This window comes from Paenarthrobacter sp. CC6, assembly GCF_040560085.1.
In the GTDB taxonomy this organism is placed as follows: domain Bacteria; phylum Actinomycetota; class Actinomycetes; order Actinomycetales; family Micrococcaceae; genus Arthrobacter; species Arthrobacter nicotinovorans.
The window spans coordinates 318,639-337,809 of record NZ_JARDAN010000008.1; the positions used below are offsets into that span (position 1 = coordinate 318,639).

Genomic DNA, 19,171 nt, shown 5'->3' on the forward strand with positions numbered 1-19,171 from the left:
GCCCACCCACCGGATCGGATCAGATTCAGGTGAGCCGATCGCGGTACTGGCGCATCTTGCTCCGCGCCCCGCACGTGTTCATGTCGCACCAGGTCCGGGTCCTGGACCGTGAACTGTCGTAGAACACCCACCTGCACGCTTCCGACGCGCAGGTCCTGAGCCGCTGCCCCGAGCCGGTCAAGCCGTGGAGCAGAAGCGCCCCGACCGCTGCTCCCGCCGGCGAGACCGGCAGGCCGGCCGACGGGGTCAGCGCGAGCCGCCCGTCGTCGTCGACGTGGGGGCCTGCCCAGTGCTCCTGAGCGAGCTGGTTCAGGGCGGATCGCGCTGCCGTGTCGGTACGGTCGGCCAGGAACGCGCGCATGACCTCGCGGGCGTCGCGCAACGAGATGAGATGCTCGAGCGTGGGCTCCCCGTCCCATCCATGCCGGACCAGCCACTCCCGCCCGTCACGGATGGTCGCCAGCGCGTCGGTGCCGCGAAGCAGTGTGGCGCTGTTGCAAAACTCCACGACGACACGCAGCTCCTCGGGCACGGCGGACTGCACGGCGTTCACGCGCTCAGCAGCCTGAGGAGTTCGCCGGGCCGATCCTCCGGCACCATGTGCCCGGCTCCCTCGATGATCGAGAACCGCGCGTGATCCGGAAGTGCCGTGACGAGCCGATGGGCGTAGTCGACACCCAGCCACGCATCTTCCGAGCCCCAGATCACGTGGATCGGGATATCCAACAGCCGGAGTCGATCCTGTAGCTCGTCGGTGTTCTCCTCGCCGCCTTGGGTGTACTGCCGGTAGAACGCCCGTGCCCCTTCCGTACCCGCCCACTGGCCCGTGTACGAAGCCAGGGCGTCTGCACGCAGACCCACGTGACTGCCGGACCGGATCTTGGCGTCGATCAGGGCAGCGCTAGCCCAGTCGGGGAGCGCCTCGAAGGCCGCGGGGTGCTGGTGGACGGTTTGGAAGAACCCGCCGGCGCCCCAACCACTCACCGTCGCGGCATCGATGAGCGTGAGCGACTCGAAGTTCACGTCGTGCAGGAGCGTCGCCCGCAGCGCGACCGCGCCGCCGACGTCGTGCGCCACGACCCGAGGCGCTGAGACCCCCCAGTGCTCGAGGAGTTCGACGAAGATCGTCGCCTGCTGCCGGAGGCTCACATCCGGCGCGGTGCGGGTCGATTGTCCGAATCCGAGCATATCCCAGACGTAGACCCGGTGATCACGAGCAAGCACCGGGGCGATGTCCCGCCAGATGTACGACGAGAAGGGTGTGCCGTGCATCAGAACGAGAGCTGGGCCCTCGCCTACCGAGTTCCATCGCACCGTACCGTCGCCGACGTCGAACCGCTCGGGTAGCGACCAATCGCTCATAGCTTGCCCCTTCGTTGTTACCGTCTTTATACATTAGACGGTAACAGGCCCAAATGGGCTACGGGGGTGTTGATGGCTGCCGTCGACCGTCCCACCGCCTGCCTCCCCGGGCCGCCAAGAAGCTAATGGCCAGCAACAGCTGGCCATCCGCCGCACTGACAGCATCGCTTGGAGCCGGAAGCGTCCAAGACTATCCGCCGGTTTCGGGCTACCCTGATTTTCGTGTCACATCATCGGATAGCGCCCAACGTCGACGACTCATCGGACCAGCTCGCAGCGGCTTTCGCGGCCCTCCGGACGGAGCTGGAGCTGCCCGGCGACTATCCGGTTGATGCCGTCCGGGAGGCACGGGACGCCGTCGAATCCCTCCGCCTGCCCGATCGCGACCTCAAGCACGTCCCTTTCCTGACCATCGACCCCGCAACGTCAACGGACCTTGACCAAGCCCTGTTCATTGATCGCGCCGGCGAGGGGTACAAGGTTCTCTACGCGATCGCCGACGTGCCGTCTTTCGTGGCTCCCGGCGGGGCGCTGGATGCCGAAACCCGGCACCGCGGCCAGACGTTCTACGCTCCGGACGGCCGCATCCCCCTGCACCCGGAGATCATCAGCGAAAACGCAGGCAGTCTGCTTGCCGATCAGGACTGCGGTGCGTTCGTCTGGGATTTCGACCTCGATGCCAACGCGGAAGTGGTCAATGTTTCCGTCGCCCGTGCCACGGTCCGCAGCCGCGCCAAACTCAGCTATAAAGGAGCCCAGCAACAGATCGACGACGGCTCTGCACCGCCCGTACTGCAGCTCCTCAAGGAAGTCGGGCTGAAACGGGTCGAACTTGAGAGACTCCGTGGTGGGGCAAGCCTCAACATGCCCGAGCAGGAAATCGTCCAGGCGACCGACGGCGGCGGGTACAGGATCGTTGCAGCACCGTCACTGCCGGTGGAGGACTGGAACGCGCAGATCTCCCTCATGACGGGCATGGCCGCGGCCCGGCTCATGCTGGACGGAAAAGTCGGTATCCTGCGGACCATGCCCGCCCCCGATGAGAGGTCCTTGCAACACTTCAAGCGGCAAACCGTGGCCTTGGGCAAACCGTGGGACGGCCAGGTCACCTACGGAGAGTACCTGCGGACCCTGGACGCCTCCGATCCCAAGCAGCTCGCCATCCTGCACTCCGCCGGGATGTTGTTCAGGGGTGCCGGATACACCCCGTTCGACGGCGAAGTGCCGGAGACGGTGATCCAGGCAGCCATCGGCGCGCCCTATGCCCACACCACCGCTCCCTTGCGGCGGCTCATCGACCGGTTCGTCCTGGTGATCTGCGATGCCCTGTGCAACAACAAGGAAATTCCGCGCTGGGTCCGCGAGGCGTTGCCCTCCTTGCCCGAGATCATGGGAGCCTCTGACCAATTGGCAGGCAGGCTTGAACGCGCTGCCTTGGACACGGTGGAAGCAGCATTGGTGGCCAACCACGTAGGCCAGGAGTTCGACGCCGTAGTGATTTCCGGTTCCAAGCCGCAGAACGGCAACGGAAACAGCAACAACGGCAATGGCACAGGCAAGGGCAACGGAAACGGCAGTGGACCGTCCGGTATCGTCCAGATCGCAGAACCTGCCGTCACCGCAAGGTGTGACGGCGAACTTGAGTCCGGCACCAAGGTCAGGGTGCGTCTCGTCAGGGCGGAAATCGCCAGCCGTGAAATCAGGTTCGAGCTTCTGAACTGACGCGCATCACGTGACGATCCGGGCTTTATGGCTCCCAGAGGATAGACTGGCCCTGTAGTAATGGATGCCCGGTCGTTGATTCAGTTAATTTTTGAACTCAACAAGCCCGCCCCTACGCGATCTTGAGATGTACCAACTGGTCACCAGTGCCAGTACTTAGATAGCCCGCGATCGGCTTCCACTGGACTTGCTTGCGCGCCCGTTCTGCTCCGGTACGGCTCCGCCGCCCCCGTTGAGCATGCAGCGCCAATGCCCAAATGAATAAGGAAACTCCCTGTGAGTGAATTGCACACCCATGAAGTCCTGACGGACTCCACCGGAACTGAATCCATCGAACCCGAGGAAACGATCATCTCGGATGAGACGCCCCACGAGATCGAGGAAAAGTCGTTTGCGGACTTCAACGTCCGCGCCGACATCGTCGAGTCCTTGGCCGACGCCGGTATCACGCACCCCTTCCCCATCCAGGCCATGACCCTCCCGGTCGCATTGAGCGGCCACGACATCATCGGCCAGGCAAAGACCGGCACCGGCAAGACGCTGGGCTTCGGTATCCCCGCCCTGCAGCGCGTTGTCGGCCGGGACGACGCGGGCTTTGAGAAGCTCGCTGTTCCCGGCGCTCCCCAGGCCCTGGTGATCGTTCCCACGCGTGAACTCGCCGTACAGGTTGCCAACGACCTCCAGGCAGCCTCGCGCAAGCGGAACGCCCGTATCGCGACCATTTACGGTGGACGCGCCTACGAGCCGCAGGTCGATGCGCTGCAGAAGGGCGTCGAAATCGTCGTGGGCACGCCCGGGCGCCTGATCGACCTCTACAAGCAAAAGCACCTGAGCCTCAAGAACGTCAAGATGGTCATTCTCGACGAAGCCGACGAAATGCTGGACCTGGGCTTCCTCCCGGACGTCGAGACCCTGATCGCCGGCACCCCCGCAGTCCGTCAGACGCTGCTCTTCTCCGCCACCATGCCCGGCCCGGTTATCGCCATGGCCCGCCGGTACATGACGCAGCCCACGCACATCCGGGCAGCCGACCCGAACGATGAGGGCTTGACCAAGCGCGATATCCGCCAGCTCATCTACCGTGCTCACGCCATGGACAAGACCGAGGTAGTGGCACGCATCCTGCAGGCACGCGGCCGCGGCAGGACCATCATCTTCACCAAGACCAAGCGCACGGCAGCGAAGGTTGCCGAGGAACTGGTTGACCGCGGCTTCGCTGCCGCCGCCATCCACGGCGACCTCGGCCAAGGTGCACGCGAGCAGGCTCTGCGTGCGTTCCGCAACAACAAGGTGGACGTCCTCGTCGCCACCGACGTCGCGGCCCGCGGCATCGACGTCGACGACGTTACGCACGTGATCAACTACCAGTGCGTCGAAGACGAAAAGATCTACCTGCACCGCGTAGGCCGTACCGGCCGCGCCGGCAACAAGGGCACCGCCGTCACGTTCGTGGACTGGGACGACATGCCGCGCTGGGGCCTGATCAACAAGGCCCTGGGACTCAGTGTTCCGGAGCCCGTTGAGACCTACTCGTCCTCACCGCACCTCTACAGTGACCTCGACATCCCCGAGGGCACCAAGGGCCGTTTGCCCCGCAACAAGCGCGTCCTGGCAGGCGTTGACGCCGAGGTCCTTGAAGACCTGGGCGAGACCGGCAAGAAGAACGCACGTTCGGGCGGTTCCGGCCGCGACGGCGGACGCGACGGAAAGCGCGACGGCGGCCGCGGTCGCTCCGGTAAGTCCGGCGGCTCCAGCGAATCCCGTGGCTCCAGCGAATCCCGTGGCGAGAGCGGAAGCAACCGCACCCGTCGTCGTCGTACCTCTGAAGGCGACGCAGCTCCGGCCTCCGGCGCGGCAGACTCGCGCAACGCCCCCGCAGACAACGCCGATAAGCCTGCCCGCACTCGCCGCACCCGCACGCGCCGCCGCAACGGCGAAGTGGTGTCGGGCGAGACGGCTGCTGCCCAGCCAGGCAACACCGAGGCCTAAAACCGTCGATGACTGAAACTGTTTGGGCGCCGGACGGCGGCAACATGGTGGTGCACGCGGACAACGCGGAATTCCTTCCAACGCTGCCGGACGGCGCCTTCACACTCATTTACGTGGATCCGCCCTTCAACACGGGCCGGGTCCAGCGGCGGCAGGAAACCCGCATGGTCCGCAACGCCGACGGCGACGGCGACCGCGTCGGCTTCAAGGGCCGTTCGTATGACACCATCAAGGGCGCCCTCCACAGCTACGACGACGCGTTCAGCGATTATTGGTCCTTCCTGGAACCCAAACTCGTGGAAGCCTGGCGTCTCCTGGCCGATGACGGCACTTTGTACCTGCATTTGGACTACCGAGAAGTGCACTACGCCAAGGTGATGCTCGACGCCATCTTCGGCCGGGAATGCTTCCTCAACGAGATCATCTGGGCCTACGATTACGGTGCCCGCGCCAAGAACCGCTGGCCCACCAAGCACGACAACATCCTGGTGTACGTAAAGAACCCTGCCAAGTACCACTTCGACAACGCAGAAGTGGACCGGGAACCGTACATGGCACCGGGTCTGGTCACTCCCGCCAAACGCGAACGCGGCAAATTGCCGACGGACGTGTGGTGGCACACCATTGTCTCCCCCACCGGCCGCGAAAAGACCGGCTACCCCACCCAGAAGCCCGAAGGGCTGGTGCGCAGGATCGTCTCCGCATCGAGCCGCCAAGGCGACTGGTGCCTTGATTTCTTCGCAGGTTCCGGGACCCTGGGTGCAGTAGCTGCGAAGCTGGGCCGCAACTTTGTGTGCGTGGACCAGAACGAACAGGCCATCGAGGTCATGCGGAAACGCCTGGGCAGCAAAGCCGGATTCCACGAGCTGCTGCCAACCGGCCTCTAGGCCCGGCCTATAGGCTGGTTGTCCTGAGGGATTCTCAGGCCACACCTTTCACGAATGCCGTCACGGAGTCGGCGATCATCTGCACAGCGATGGCTGAAAGCAACAGACCGGCGATCCTGGTCACCAGCTCAACCCCGTTCTCGCCCAGCACCCGCTGCACCACGCCCGCGAACCGCATGGCCAGATACAACGAGGCCAAAACCACTGCGATGCCCAGCCCAACAGCCAGATACTCCGACAGCTGGCTGGACTGCTGAACGAACACCATCACGGCGACAATCGCGCCCGGGCCGGCCATGAGCGGCGTTCCCAGCGGCACGAAAGCCACGTTCTTGTATTTGGCAGCATTCTCTTCCCCGCTGGTGGAGCCTGTCAGCAACTGCAGGGCTATGAGCACCAGGAGCAGGCCACCGGCACCCTGCAGTGCTGCCAGTGAGATGTGCATGTAGTTCAGGATGGACTGGCCGAAGATCGCGAACACCACGATCACGCCGGTGGCTACCAGAAGTGCTTGGAATGCCGAACGATTGCGGTCCTTCGCGGAAAGCCGGGCCGTCAACGACATGAAAATCGGCACGGTTCCCGGCGGATCCATGATCACGAACAGGGTGACGATCACGGAGGCGAGCAACTGCAGGTCCATCAGCGGGCCCCCTTCACCGAACCACCGTGGTGCCTGATGCCAACTCCTCTATCCGTGCCAAGACCTCCGGCGACGTCGTATTCTCCCCCAGCAAGTTCGGTTTGCCCGCTCCGTGGTAGTCCGAGGATCCGGTCACCAACAGCCCGTGCTCTGCGGCGAGGCCGCGCAGGAACGCCCGACCCTCCTCAGGGTTGTCCCGATGCTCCACTTCAAGTCCCAGCAATCCGGCGTCGATCATGTCCCGGTAGGTCCGCTCCCCCACGATGCGCCCCCTCGACGAGGCCACGGGATGCGCGAAGACAGGAACACCGCCTGCCGCCCGGACAAGCTCGACGGCGAGGGCCGGGTTGGGTGCATAGTGCTGCACGAAGTAGCGCGAATGAGACGTGAGGATGGAGGTGAAGGCCTCCGTCCGATCCGCAACAACTCCCGCCGCCACCAGGGCATCAGCGATGTGCGGGCGACCTACAGTCGCGCCCGGCGCCACGTGGTGGATGACGTCGTCCCACGTCAGCGGGTAATCCTCGGACAACAACGTCACCATATGTTCGGCCCGGGTCAGCCGGGCATCCTTGGACTTCGTAATTTCCTCGAGCAGTCCCTCGTGCGCGGGGTCGTGAAGGTAGCTGAGGAGGTGGACGCTGATACCTTCCTCGGTCCGGCAGGAAATCTCCATGCCGGGAACGAACGCAACGCCATGTTCTCTGGCAGCGGCCGACGCAGATTCCCACCCGTCCGTTGAGTCGTGGTCCGTCAGGGCTACGGCGTCGAGACCGGCGGCCACGGCGGAAACGATCACGCCGGCCGGTGTCTCGGTTCCGTCGGAAACATTGGAGTGCGCATGCAGGTCTATCCTCACTTTCCCAGCCTATGGGATGCGGGGCCGCTTGGAGTGTTGCGCCGTTGGCCTCCTCAAGGAACTGGTGGGACGATGTAACGGTGAACGATGCCGAAAACACCCAAAACATGGACTCCACAAATTCCCAGCCGCTGCAGGAGCGCGTCAACAACCGCTCACAGCGGCCCACGTCCGATGCCTTCAAGGCATTCATGGCCAGCAACTGGGCGCCCGCCCCGCAGGTGACCCCTGCACGGGACGCCGTTGCAGACCACGCTGCACGCCGCCGTCGTACTATCTCCGAACTGTTCAAAGGCGAACGGCTTGTCATCCCGGCCGGACCGCTGAAGGTCCGCTCGAATGACTGCGACTACCGCTTCCGCCCCCACTCCGGTTTCGCGCACCTGACCGGCCTGGGCGTGGACCACGAGCCCGACGCCGTCCTCATCCTTGAGCCGGTAGCCGAAGGAAAGGGCGACGACGGCGGTCACCACACTGCCACGCTCTACTTCCGTCCGTTGGCGGGCCGCGACACCGAACAGTTCTACGCCGACTCCCGAGCCGGTGAGTTCTGGATCGGTGCCCGCCCGACGCTTGCCGAGTTCGAAGCACGTCTGGGCCTTCCCACGGCACACATCGCCGAACTCGAAATGGCCATCACCAAAAACGTGGGCGCCCCGGAAATCGGCGGTATCTCCATCCGCCTCGTCCGCAAGGTGGACGAGAACATCGACGCCCTGGTGGATACTGCCCGTTACAACACGGCGAAGGATCCCGAAAACCTGGACCTCGGCGAACTGGATGCCTTGGACGAGAAGCTCAGCGAAGCCCTCTCCGAGCTGCGCCTCATCAAGGACGAGTGGGAAATCGAGCAGATGAAGATCGCGGTGGCAGCCACCGTCGAAGGCTTCGCCGACGTCGTCCGCGCACTTCCCCGCGCCCTCACGCACAAGCGCGGCGAGCGCGTTGTTGAAGGTGCTTTCTTCGCCCGTGCCCGCGAAGAAGGCAACGAACTCGGTTACGACACCATTGCAGCGTCCGGCAACAACGCCACGGTGCTGCACTGGACCCGCAATTCGGGGACCGTGAACGCCGGCGAGCTCCTTCTCCTCGACGCAGGCGTGGAAGCTGATTCGCTGTACACCGCGGATGTCACCCGGACGATGCCGGCCACCGGCACCTTCACCGATGTCCAGCGCAAAGTCTACGAAGCAGTGCTCGATGCCGCCGACGCCGGCTTCGCAGCCGCGCAGCCCGGCGTGAAGTTCCGCGACATCCACACCGCGGCCACCACCGTCCTGGCCGAGCGCCTGGCCGAATGGGGCCTGCTGCCCGTATCCGTCGAGGAAGCCATCAGCCCCGAAGGCCAGCAGCACCGACGCTGGATGCCGCACGGCACCAGCCACCACCTGGGCCTGGATGTCCACGACTGCGCCCAGGCAAAGAGGGAGCTCTACCTCGATGGCGTCCTCACTGAGGGAATGGTCTTCACCATCGAACCGGGCCTTTACTTCAAGGAAGAGGACCTGGCCATCCCGGAGGAATACCGCGGGATTGGTGTCCGGATCGAAGACGACATCCTGATGACCGCCGACGGCCCCGTCAACCTCAGCGCCGCACTGCCGCGTAAGGCTGACGACGTCGAATCCTGGATGGCGGGCATCTATCAGGACGCGCAGGGCTAAAGCCCTTCCAAGACGAAACAAACAGGGAAGGCCACCGGTGATCCGGTGGCCTTCCCTGTTTGTAGGTGCCCTGTTGTTCAGTGCCCTGTCAGTGACTACTCCTTGGTGGAGCCTTCGTGGCCCGACTGCTGCGCGTCGTCCCGGGGCGCATCGTTCTGTCCCTCGGTGACCCTGACTCCGTACTGCGGACGGCCATCGGGCAGATCCGGATAGCGGACAGCTGCCGGCTTTGGGTTCTGCGCAGCCGGGGCAGGACCTGTGGGGGTCCCTTCCGGGTTCCCGGGCTGCCCCTGGGCTGCAGGCTGAGCTGCGTCAGGACCGCGCTGGCCGTAGGGGTCGTTCCACGTGGAGGGGCGCTCCGGGGCTTGGCCCGGCTGCTGGAACGGAGGATTCTGCGGGGTGTAGTTGCTGGTCTGGGCGGTGGCGGCCTGTGACGGATTCATGGGGAGCTGCTGAAGCAAGCGGCGTGCCTCGTGGGCTGCCTCCTGGGCCACAATGACGTCATAGTTCGTGGCCACCACCTGGCTGGTGGAGGTGAAGTCCCGCTTGCCGCGCTGCATGGCATAGGTGACGATGCCGAACAACATGAAGAAGGCCGCACCCATCAGCACTGAGGTAATGATGGAGAACGGACCACCGGCAGGAGTGAAGAAGGAGAGCATGACGCCAACGAACAGGCCGAACCACATTCCGCTCAGCGCACCGGACAACGCCACCCTCGGGTAGCTCAGGCGACCGGTCACCCGCTCCACCATTTTGAGGTCGTTGCCCACGATCGACACCAGCTGAACCGGGAACTGCTGGTCCGCAAGGTAGTCCACCGCCTTCTGGGCATCCAAATAAGAGGTATATGAACCCACGGTGTCGCCTTGGGGGACGCTGCGGGATTCCTCAATGGCTTTGGGGGCACCAAAAATGTTAGACATAGCCCCATTGTGTCCCATGGACATGTGAAGCGGCTGGAATTCAGCTAAAAGAGAGCAGACTCGGTAGCCTGTAAACATGAGCACACATCCTTCTCGCGTCTTCGTGGCGCGCCTTCTGGGCTTGGACGTCTTCGACCCCCTGGGCGATCGTCTGGGCCGGTTGCGGGACGTCGTGGTGCTCTCCCGCGGGACCCGCGGCGCGCCCCACGTCGTCGGCATCGTCGTCGAGGTTCCCGGCAAGAAGCGGGTCTTCGTCCCCATGACGCGCATTACCTCCATCGACCAGACCCAGATCATCTGCACCGGGCTGGTGAACCTGCGGCGCTTCGAGCAGCGTGGTGCCGAAACACTCGTGGTGGCCGAGATGTTCGACCGCAGGGTCACGCTGGCCGATGGCAGTGGCGACGCCACCATTGAAGACATCGCCATGGACCAGCACCGCTCCAAGGACTGGTTCGTGAGCAAGCTGTTCGTACGCCGTGGTCACTCGCTCTCCCCTCTGAGCAGGCTCCGCCGGAACGAGACCCTGATCATCGATTGGGCCGACGCCCAGACCGGGGGCCACAACGAACCCCAGGCCGCCACCCAGTTCGTCGCCACGCACGAAGACCTCAAACCTGCTGACTTCGCCGAAGCCCTGCAGGAGATGAGTGATAAGCGGCGTTTTGAAGTCGCCAGTGAACTTCAGGACGAGCGGCTCGCCGACGTCCTCCAGGAGCTCCCGGAAGACGACCAGGTCACCATCCTCTCTGCGCTGGACGTGGAGCGGGCGGCCGACGTCCTTGAAGAGATGGACCCGGACGACGCCGCCGACCTCCTTGCCGAGCTCCCTTCCGCCCAGGCAGAAGAGCTGCTGCAGCTGATGGAACCCCAGGAAGCCGAAGACGTGCGCCGCCTCCTGGAATACGACGAAGACACCGCCGGTGGTTTGATGACCCCTGTTCCGGTCATCCTCCCCCCGGAAGCCACCGTGGCCGAAGCCCTTGCGCACGTCCGCCGCGAGGAACTGTCGCCGGCGCTGGCCTCCTCCATTTTCATTGCACGCCCGCCCCTGGAGACGCCCACCGGACGGTTCCTCGGTGTGGTGCATATACAGCAACTGCTGCGGTTCCCCCCGCCGGAGCCCCTGGGCAACCTCGTGGACAAGAACCTGGAACCTCTTTCGGACCAGGCCCACATCAGCGAGGTCGCCCGGACACTGGCAACGTACAACCTGAATTCGCTTCCAGTCGTAGACGACGACGGCCGCCTCGTGGGGGCGGTGACTGTTGATGACGTGCTGGATCACTTGTTACCGGATGATTGGCGCGCCCACGAGGACGATGCCCCGATAAGGAAACTTGGAGGCCGCATTGGCTGACAACAACGGCACCCGATCCCCCCGTGGCACGGCACGCCCGGGCAGCAGCCTGGATACGCCACTGAGTGGCCGTCAACGGATCCTCCCCAAGTTCTCCCCCAATCCTGACGCTTTCGGCAATGCAACAGAGGGTTTTGCCCGATTCATGGGTACGCCAACGTTCCTGGTGTACATGACCGTGTTTTGTGTGTTCTGGCTCGCTTGGAACTCGTTTGCGCCCACGGAGTGGCAATTCGACCGCATGGAGTTGGGCTTCACCCTGCTGACCCTGATGTTGTCGCTGCAGGCTTCCTATGCCGCACCACTGCTCCTGCTGGCCCAGAACCGGCAGGATGACCGCGACCGTGTCTCGCTCCAGCAGGACCGCCAGCGCGCTGAACGGAACCTCTCCGACACCGAGTACCTCACAAGGGAACTTGCATCACTCCGCATCGCCTTGCGCGAGGTAGCCACCCGCGACTACGTCCGGGCCGAGCTCCGCAGCTTGCTTGAGGACATCATCGACGCCCAGGAAGAACTCCGCGAAAGCGAAGCCTCCGCCGACGGCACGGAGTCACCCGGGGAGAAGGTCAAGGAGAAACTGAAGGAGAAACGGGACAAGTCCCGTGGCCCCCGCACCCAGCAGATCCCCAAGGTACGGCCTCCGCGGGCCGCCGGACCCCAGCATTCCACCGCCAAGCCATCCCCAGACACCCCTGAAAGCCGGGCCTGAACGTTATGAGCACCGCAACTGCCGAGGCGCTGCACGCTGCCCTGGCAACGGTTATTGATCCCGAGCTCCGGCGCCCCATCACGGAACTGGGAATGCTGGAATCAGTCTCTTCCGACGACGACGGAATGGTCCATGTTGCCGTTCTGCTGACGATTGCCGGATGCCCGCTGCGCGAAACCATCACCCAGGACGCGACCAACGCCCTGATGGGGGTGGATGGTGTTACCGGCGTAGACGTGGAACTGAAAGTCATGACTCCGGCCCAGCGTGAAGCCCTCAAGGAAAAGCTCCGCGGCCCGGGTGGCCAGCGCGGCATTCCGTTCGCCAAACCGGGTTCGTTGACCAAGGTGTACGCCGTGGCAAGTGGAAAAGGCGGGGTGGGCAAGTCCTCCGTCACCGTCAACCTTGCCTGTGCCCTGGCGGCCCAGGGCCTCCGGGTGGGAGTTGTGGACGCAGACGTCCATGGCTTCTCCGTGCCGGCCCTGATGGGTATCACCCAGAAGCCCACACAGGTGGATGACATGATCCTGCCTCCCGTGGCCTACGGCGTGAAGGTCATCTCGATCGGCATGTTCGTCGAAGGCAACCAGCCTGTGGCCTGGCGTGGTCCCATGCTGCACCGCGCCCTGGAACAGTTCCTGACCGACGTGTACTTCGGTGATCTCGATGCACTCTTCCTCGATTTACCTCCGGGCACGGGCGATATCGCAATCTCTGTGGCACAGCTGCTGCCGAACGCAGAGATCCTGGTGGTCACCACGCCCCAGGCAGCGGCAGCCGATGTCGCCGAACGCGCCGGAACCATCGCCACGCAGACCGGGCAGAAAGTGGCCGGCGTGATCGAGAACATGTCGTTCCTGGAAATGCCCGACGGCGGTCGCATGGAACTGTTTGGAAGCGGCGGAGGCGCCATCCTGGCTGAGAGATTGAGCGCAGCCGTAGGCCACGACGTTCCCTTGCTGGGGCAGATACCGTTGGATATCCGTTTGCGCGAGGGTGGGGACGCAGGGAAGCCCGTCGTCCTGGCGGCGCCCGATACTGCCGCTGCCAAGGCCATGGAAGGAATTGCTGCGGCCCTGGCCTCCCGGCCACGCGGGTTGTCGGGCATGTCGTTGGGAATCGAGCCCCGCTAGCATCTGTGGGCAGCAGGCACCACCACGGTGGTCCACGGGAAGCCGTGCAGGCTATTGCCTTAGGTTGCCTCAGTGTCGAAAGGAGCGGCTTCGCCTTCGGCGAGCCTCTCGATGACCCTTACAGGAGCCTTGGGCTTGGCCTCTTCGGCAATAGCGGAAGCAGCGGTGGCCGCGGCTGCCGGTCCTCCTGCGCTGACCGGTTTGGTGTCATCGTCCAGCAGGGCATCCTTGATGATGCGCCGGGGATCGTACTGACGGGGATCGTACTTCTTCCAGTCGACTTCATCGATGTCGATGCCGACTTCTTCTTTGATCTGCTCGCGGGCGCCGGAAGCCATCCGCCGCACTTCTTTGACCAGATTGGCCAGCTTTTGAGTGTATTCGGGCAAACGGCTGGGACCGATGACGAGTACGCCGATAATCAGAAGGAGTATGAACTCCGGGCCGTTGATTCCAAGCACGCTACGAAGATTACCTTGTCTGTGGTGCCGCTCATAAACCAGCGGGGCGAAGAAGGGTCTGAAGACCGCGAAGCAGCCTGGGGTACCAAGTCTCCGAGCCCCTTAAACGGGGAGCCTCCGATACGGAATCACCGGCCCGGACTATCTCCGGGACAGCGTCATCAGCACTCTCTGCCGGAAGGTCGGAAGCATAGCTGATCACTGCTGCCTGCGTGGAGTAGACGGCTTTCCATGGGGTTCCTTGCGTGACCGAGAGCTGCGCCGTCGTCGACTGTTCCTGCGGATCCTGCCCCGCGGGCCGGTGCTCCTCCACAATCGTGGCGAAATGACCGTTGTGCTCCAGCCTGATCTCCACGGCCGGATGGCCGTTGACCATGGTGGCCTGCGCGGACACGACGCTGAAGCCCATTCCGGCCAGCTCAGGACATGCCCAACCTTCCCCCCTGAGGGCATCCAGTTGGGCGGAACTGAGGGTAACTGTGCTCCCGGCCCTGAATGCCGGCGCTACGGCGGACTCCATTTGCCCGCCCGTCCACGCCCCGGCGAGTACGCCGGCGTCGTTGGTTTCCACAAAGGCCTGCGGCTGCTCGTCCCCGGCCACGACAAAGGCCGAGGCGGCCAAGGCTGCAGCGGAGACCGTCAAGGTGCCGGCAGCAATGGCCGTGATCCTGAGACCCCGACGGATTCCATTCACCGGCGGGGTTGAGTCCAAGGTCTGCCCGGGATGGTTTGCGAGCCGTTCGGTGTGCTGGATCAACCTCGCTGCGAGGTCATGGCTGGCCTCAGGCACAGCAGCATCACGGAGGCGTTCAATGTACTGCCGTTCCTGGCGCTGCATGGCACGGCATTTCGCACATTCCTGCACATGCTCCGGGCTCCGGGAATGGCGCAGCGAAGCCAACTTTCGCCGGTACGAGGCTCCCGGGCGATGAGGACGTCGGGGCATCGACAACCTAGAGGATACTTGCGATGCGGGGCATCTTCAGGCGCGGCTTGCGGGCCTCGGCCGGACGGGGGTCCCGGTGGGCCAGTTTCTCCCGAAGCATGGTGCGGCCACGGTGGATACGGGACCTCACGGTGCCAAGCTTCACGCCCAAGGCTTCTGCGACCTCGTCATAGGAAAGACCTTCAAGATCGCACAGCACGACGGCGGCGCGGAAGTCGGGCGGGAGTTCCTCCAGTGCCCGCTGGACGTCGAGGTCGAGGTTGTTGTGTTCGAAGCTCTGTTCGGGGCCCGGCTCACGTCCGGGCAGCCGTGATTCCGCGTCCTCGGCAAGCGCGTCGAAGCGGATCCGGCTCTTGCGGCGGGCCTGGTCAAGGAACAGGTTGGTGGTGATGCGGTGCAGCCAACCATCCAGTGTTCCGGGCTTGAAGTTTTCGAGCGAGCGGAAGACCCTCACGAAGACCTCCTGGGTGAGGTCTTCGGCGTCGAACTTGTTGCCGGTCAGGCGGTAGGCAAGGCGGTACACCTTGGCGGAGTGGTTGGAAACCACTTCCTCCCAGCTGGGCATGACCCAGTCAGTGGCTGCCTCGAGGCCCTCCGATGTCAGGACTGGCGCAGCATTGGATGCCGGCATCGTCCACTCCCCTCAAACTGTGGTTCACCGATTATTCGGTGCCGCCCACCTCTTGGATGACCGGAGCAATATCATCCCAAGTTTGTCTGGGAATTTCCTGACTGGACATAGTTTTTCCCGCAAGGCTGAAAACATGGGCGGACACAGCGCCGGGGCGCTTGGCAACGGCGGTCCAGCGGGGGCAGACACAGTAGTCTGGTACAAACACCCCTACCCGCGGAAAGCGAATCCCTTCATGAGTGCCGACAAGTCAAGCAGCTGGTCCTACGCAGAAGATCTGCCGGCTGAGGATGACGTCATGTTGCGCGCCCGTGAGCGTTCCTTCGAGTTGGGGGTAACTCCCGTCAGTCCCGGTGTCGGCGCCGTACTGACGGTGCTCGCTGCGGCCTCCAAGGCGCAGACAGTGGTGGAGGTTGGCTCGGGAGCCGGAGTGTCCGGCGTCTGCCTGCTGCGTGGCCTGAGCCCCCAGGCCGTCCTGACCACCATCGACGTTGACGTCGAACACCTCAAGGCCGCCAGGGAAGCGTTCCTTGAGTCCGGCAGCCCGGCCAACCGCACCCGTACCATCTCAGGACGTGCCGCGGATGTCCTGCCGAGGTTGACCGACTCAGCGTACGACCTCGTGTTCATCGACGCCGACAAGCCGAACTTTCCCAAATATGTGGAGCAGGCGATCCGCTTGCTCAAATCCGGTGGCACGCTTGTCATTAACGACGCCCTGGATAAAGACCGCGTCTCCAATCCGGCGGCGCGGGACGCCACTACCGTGGTGCTGCGCCAGATCGGCAAGGCAATCCGCGACGACGAACGGCTGGCTTCGGCGATGCTGCCCACCGGCGATGGCCTTCTGGTGGCCGTCAAGAAGTAGACGCTTGTGAGGCGCCGGCACCCCGCAAGGTGACCGGCCCGCCCACAGGTTAAACAAAAGCAGGGCTCCAGCTCACGCCGGGCCCTGCTTCGCAACTCTATTCGGTCACACCTACGAGGCATTCCTTGAGGTTTTCCGCTTCGGCGGCATTGAGCTCAACCACAAGCCGTCCGCCACCTTCGAGCGGCACACGCATGATGAGGCTGCGTCCCTCTTTGGTAACTTCCATAGGGCCGTCGCCAGTCCGTGGTTTCATAGCCGCCATTAGGAAAATCCCCTCCATTTGTCCCAAGTCACGCCCAACCCGGCCGGGCTGGATCCGCGTCGCAATTGCAGCCGGCGGCTCCGCTTGGGAGGCCGCCATGGCCGGGCACTGTTAGGTGCTTTGTCCTTGCTCTTGGTCCATTATCCCGTACTTACCCGCCCGTAGCGAAATCAACGGCCTATTTGTCCGGGCTTTGTACATATTAGCGGTCGCGGGCAAAGGTCCACGTCAGGGCGGATAGTCGCCTCCTCCGGGCAGCGGGGCCCAAGCCCACAGCCACACCACCCAGACAATTTGGAGGAGGACGAACATCACCACTGCCGTCCCCCGGTATGCCTTCGACTTTGACAGCGCAGCTGCCGCCAGGGCCAGGGGGAACAGTGGCAGGAGCATCCGGAAGGTGCTGGTCTGTGGGTGCAGGAAGACCAGGAGGTAGCCCATGTAGCAGGCACACCATAGCCGTAGTTCCGTCCCCAGCGCCCGCACCGGAGCGGACATCATGACCAGTACGAACAGACCGGCGAAAACAAAGGGCGCCAGGACCCCAAGCACGGGACCGAACAGCATCCGGCCGGTGTCGAACCACGGCTTGAAAGGCACAAGATCGTGTCCCCGCCATGCCGTTTCCGTCCGCGTATAGGCTGCCGGGTCGCCGGTCGCCGCCCAGGCTATGGCCGGCCACGCGAGGGCGCCTATCCCCGTTGCCACCACCAACGCTGCCAGGGAAACCAGGCTGCGCGTGGAGGAAGCAGTGTCCGTCGATGGCCGCCTGAACCGCTCCCACAAACGCCACAGCAGGAGCAACCCCACCATGGCGGCAAAGGGCACGCCCGTAGGCCTGGACAGGCACATCAGAAGGACCACGGGAATCGCTGTCAGATAGCGGCGCCTGACCACCAACAGCAATGAAGCCGCTAGCAGCAGCAGATTCAACGATTCCGCATAGGGCACTTGCAGAATAGGCGACACCGGGAAGGTCGAGACGAAAACAACGCCCCACAAAGCCGTGCGCTTCCCTGCGAATTCACGGAAGAGCTTGAAGATCACCAGGGCAGCGCCCAGCCCCGAAGCCATCGCGATAACCGTCAGGGCCTGAAGCGTGCCAAGGCCGGTCATGGCGGAGAGGCCTCGTCCCAGGAGCGGGAAGAGAGCGTAGAACGCCCAGGCGTTCTCCTTGACTACCCCGTTGGCATCTACCGGCAGGACCGAGGGATAGCCGTCATCGGCAGCCCGTTGGTACCAGCGTCCGTCCCAGATCGTGATGAAGTTCCAGTAGTCGGGGGCCGGTGGGAACCATGGGTTGGTTCCCTGCTGGAGCGCGGCCGCCATGAAGATGCAGGCACTGACCAGGCGGGCAGGCACAAAGATCAGCGATACCTGCAACCACCAGGGCCAACCGGACATCCTTGCCCCAGCATCCGCCGCGGCCCTGGAGAGCCTCGCAGCGGGTCCTTCGCCGTGCCGGGCCGGCGTCTGGACGGTCACTGCCCGGTACGGCCGGAATCGCCGTCCCCGGGCCGCTCCCGTACGAGCGCGCTGAGCCTCTCGATTTCGAGGTCCTTGGCCCGCAGCTGGTCGCGAAGGTCATCGAGGACCTGGTCCACCTGGTCCATCCGGTAGCCGCGCAATCCCAGCGCGAACCGCAGGGAGTCGACGTCGGACGGCCGCGCCTCGGCCGGTAACAGCACCGGGGGCAGGTTGGGAACGGGATCATCGAGGCCCGTACCGATCGTGCGCCCACGGACGATTCCGGCGCCGAGGTACAGCGCCGCACCAACCAGGACAATCGCGAGAAACACCAGGAAAAAGCTCACAGTGTCCATCGTGCCAGAAACACGCTGCTACTCGGGGCGCTGCTCGCCCGTAGGTGTGGGAAGCGGCGCACCGTGAAGCACCCGGTGAACGGCATCGGCCGGGTCGTCGACCAATTGGATCAGGTCGAGGTCCTTTTCGGACACCATGCCCTCTGCCACCAAGGTCTCCCGGATCCATTCGATCATGGGTCCCCAGAACCGAACACCCAGGAGGACAATCGGGAACGAGGTCACTTTGCGGGTCTGGACGAGGACCATGGCTTCAAAGAGTTCGTCGAGGGTTCCGAGTCCGCCGGGCAGCACCACAAAGCCCTGCGCATATTTGACGAACATCGTCTTCCGGGCGAAGAAGTACCTGAAGTTGATCCCCAGGTCCACCCACTGGTTGAGTCCCTGTTCGAACGGCAGCTCGATACCCAGGCCTACGGAGACTCCGTTGCCCTCGACAGCGCCCTTGTTCGCAGCCTCCATGGAACCGGGACCGCCGCCGGTGATGACTGCGACCCCGGACTCTGCAAGTTTGCGCCCGACATCCACTGCCATCTCGTAGTACTCGGTCCCGGGCTTGGTGCGTGCGGAACCAAAAACACTTACTGCGGGGCCCAGGTCGGCCAGGGCACCGAAACCTTCCACGAACTCGCTTTGGATCCGGAGAACGCGCCAGGGATCGGTATGGATGAACTGTCCGGCACCGCTCGTATCCAGCAAATGCTGGTCCGACATTCCCGTATCCGCCTGTTTGCGCCGAAGCTCCAGAGAGCCTTTGTGCTTGGCGGGCGCAATCTCCGAAGGCAGGGGCACGTGGGTGGTCCTGTCGTGGCCGTTGGCATCCGGGTTGGGAATTGAGTGCTGGCTGATGCTCATTGCCCAAGGCTAGCGCTTATGGACGCCAGCTCCATCGCAACGACCCGCGGCTTGCATTGCAGTCT

Annotated in this window: 20 protein-coding genes; 8 read left to right on the top strand and 12 right to left on the bottom strand. The window is 64.0% G+C overall.

The genetic code is table 11. The features are described from left to right. Positions 1–25: 25 nt before the first annotated feature. Both PV760_RS10140 and PV760_RS10145 read right to left on the bottom strand, forming a co-directional pair. Positions 26–553, bottom strand: a complete 528-nt coding sequence (locus PV760_RS10140; protein WP_354627664.1) for a CGNR zinc finger domain-containing protein — start codon at positions 551–553, stop codon at positions 26–28. After that, the gene (locus tag PV760_RS10145; RefSeq protein WP_354627665.1) at positions 550–1,362 is read right to left on the bottom strand and encodes an alpha/beta fold hydrolase; all 813 of its coding nucleotides are present in this window, start codon (positions 1,360–1,362) and stop codon (positions 550–552) included. Before PV760_RS10145 ends, PV760_RS10140 begins: the two co-directional genes overlap by 4 nt. Positions 1,363–1,584: 222 nt before the next feature. Between PV760_RS10145 and PV760_RS10150 the strand changes: the two genes are divergently transcribed. The 3 genes from PV760_RS10150 (at position 1,585) to PV760_RS10160 (ending at position 5,960) form a co-directional block, all read left to right on the top strand. Beyond that, complete coding sequence (locus tag PV760_RS10150; protein WP_354627666.1) at positions 1,585–3,084, top strand: RNB domain-containing ribonuclease; 1,500 nt, start codon at positions 1,585–1,587, stop codon at positions 3,082–3,084. 276 nt (positions 3,085–3,360) lie between these two features. After that, positions 3,361–5,073 (top strand): DEAD/DEAH box helicase, encoded by a 1,713-nt coding sequence (locus tag PV760_RS10155; protein WP_354627667.1) that lies wholly within the window; start codon positions 3,361–3,363, stop codon positions 5,071–5,073. 8 nt (positions 5,074–5,081) lie between these two features. After that, positions 5,082–5,960: a DNA-methyltransferase gene (locus tag PV760_RS10160; protein ID WP_055971844.1), complete on the top strand. Its 879-nt coding sequence runs from the start codon at positions 5,082–5,084 to the stop codon at positions 5,958–5,960. Positions 5,961–5,994: 34 nt separating this feature from the next. On the opposite strand, the gene PV760_RS10165 is transcribed toward PV760_RS10160, so the two are convergent. Further along, positions 5,995–6,603, bottom strand: a complete 609-nt coding sequence (locus tag PV760_RS10165; RefSeq protein ID WP_018776528.1) for a MarC family protein — start codon at positions 6,601–6,603, stop codon at positions 5,995–5,997. Between the two features lie 13 nt (positions 6,604–6,616). Beyond that, positions 6,617–7,462 (bottom strand): PHP domain-containing protein, encoded by an 846-nt coding sequence (locus tag PV760_RS10170; RefSeq protein ID WP_055971841.1) that lies wholly within the window; start codon positions 7,460–7,462, stop codon positions 6,617–6,619. A gap of 80 nt (positions 7,463–7,542) precedes the next feature. On the opposite strand from PV760_RS10170, the gene PV760_RS10175 reads away from it, so the two are divergent. Continuing rightward, positions 7,543–9,126 carry an aminopeptidase P family protein gene (locus tag PV760_RS10175; protein WP_055971838.1) on the top strand — a complete coding sequence of 528 codons (1,584 nt, stop codon included), beginning with the start codon at positions 7,543–7,545 and terminating at the stop codon, positions 9,124–9,126. A gap of 95 nt (positions 9,127–9,221) precedes the next feature. Here PV760_RS10175 and PV760_RS10180 read toward each other — a convergent pair whose 3' ends face one another. Continuing rightward, positions 9,222–10,052 (bottom strand): YflT domain-containing protein, encoded by an 831-nt coding sequence (locus PV760_RS10180; protein ID WP_354627668.1) that lies wholly within the window; start codon positions 10,050–10,052, stop codon positions 9,222–9,224. 76 nt (positions 10,053–10,128) lie between these two features. Between PV760_RS10180 and PV760_RS10185 the strand changes: the two genes are divergently transcribed. From PV760_RS10185 to PV760_RS10195, 3 genes are read left to right on the top strand one after another with little or no spacing between them, the layout of a single operon-like run. Then, on the top strand, positions 10,129–11,412 hold the full coding sequence (locus PV760_RS10185) for a magnesium transporter MgtE N-terminal domain-containing protein (RefSeq protein WP_026266967.1): 1,284 nt from the start codon (positions 10,129–10,131) through the stop codon (positions 11,410–11,412). Then, positions 11,393–12,124, top strand: coding sequence for a DUF1003 domain-containing protein (locus PV760_RS10190; RefSeq protein WP_018776533.1), 732 nt, complete (start codon positions 11,393–11,395; stop codon positions 12,122–12,124). Before PV760_RS10185 ends, PV760_RS10190 begins: the two co-directional genes overlap by 20 nt. Positions 12,125–12,129: 5 nt before the next feature. Beyond that, positions 12,130–13,257, top strand: coding sequence for an Mrp/NBP35 family ATP-binding protein (locus tag PV760_RS10195; RefSeq protein ID WP_354627669.1), 1,128 nt, complete (start codon positions 12,130–12,132; stop codon positions 13,255–13,257). 59 nt (positions 13,258–13,316) lie between these two features. On the opposite strand, the gene PV760_RS10200 is transcribed toward PV760_RS10195, so the two are convergent. The 3 genes from PV760_RS10200 to sigE form a co-directional block, all read right to left on the bottom strand. Then, positions 13,317–13,718 (bottom strand): twin-arginine translocase TatA/TatE family subunit, encoded by a 402-nt coding sequence (locus tag PV760_RS10200; protein WP_018776535.1) that lies wholly within the window; start codon positions 13,716–13,718, stop codon positions 13,317–13,319. 31 nt (positions 13,719–13,749) lie between these two features. Continuing rightward, positions 13,750–14,556 (bottom strand): hypothetical protein, encoded by an 807-nt coding sequence (locus PV760_RS10205; protein ID WP_354627670.1) that lies wholly within the window; start codon positions 14,554–14,556, stop codon positions 13,750–13,752. Positions 14,557–14,671: 115 nt separating this feature from the next. Continuing rightward, positions 14,672–15,295: an RNA polymerase sigma factor SigE gene (gene sigE / locus PV760_RS10210; protein ID WP_018776537.1), complete on the bottom strand. Its 624-nt coding sequence runs from the start codon at positions 15,293–15,295 to the stop codon at positions 14,672–14,674. A 235-nt stretch (positions 15,296–15,530) separates the two neighbouring features. On the opposite strand from sigE, the gene PV760_RS10215 reads away from it, so the two are divergent. After that, complete coding sequence (locus tag PV760_RS10215; protein ID WP_026266969.1) at positions 15,531–16,163, top strand: O-methyltransferase; 633 nt, start codon at positions 15,531–15,533, stop codon at positions 16,161–16,163. A 97-nt stretch (positions 16,164–16,260) separates the two neighbouring features. Here PV760_RS10215 and PV760_RS10220 read toward each other — a convergent pair whose 3' ends face one another. From PV760_RS10220 to PV760_RS10235, 4 genes are all read right to left on the bottom strand, one after another. Then, positions 16,261–16,428, bottom strand: a complete 168-nt coding sequence (locus PV760_RS10220; protein ID WP_064721643.1) for a DUF3117 domain-containing protein — start codon at positions 16,426–16,428, stop codon at positions 16,261–16,263. A gap of 228 nt (positions 16,429–16,656) precedes the next feature. Further along, positions 16,657–17,832: a hypothetical protein gene (locus tag PV760_RS10225; RefSeq protein ID WP_354627671.1), complete on the bottom strand. Its 1,176-nt coding sequence runs from the start codon at positions 17,830–17,832 to the stop codon at positions 16,657–16,659. 77 nt (positions 17,833–17,909) lie between these two features. Next, on the bottom strand, positions 17,910–18,251 hold the full coding sequence (locus tag PV760_RS10230) for a DivIVA domain-containing protein (RefSeq protein WP_018776541.1): 342 nt from the start codon (positions 18,249–18,251) through the stop codon (positions 17,910–17,912). Between the two features lie 18 nt (positions 18,252–18,269). Then, positions 18,270–19,106, bottom strand: coding sequence for an LOG family protein (locus tag PV760_RS10235; RefSeq protein WP_018776542.1), 837 nt, complete (start codon positions 19,104–19,106; stop codon positions 18,270–18,272). Positions 19,107–19,171 lie beyond the last annotated feature (65 nt).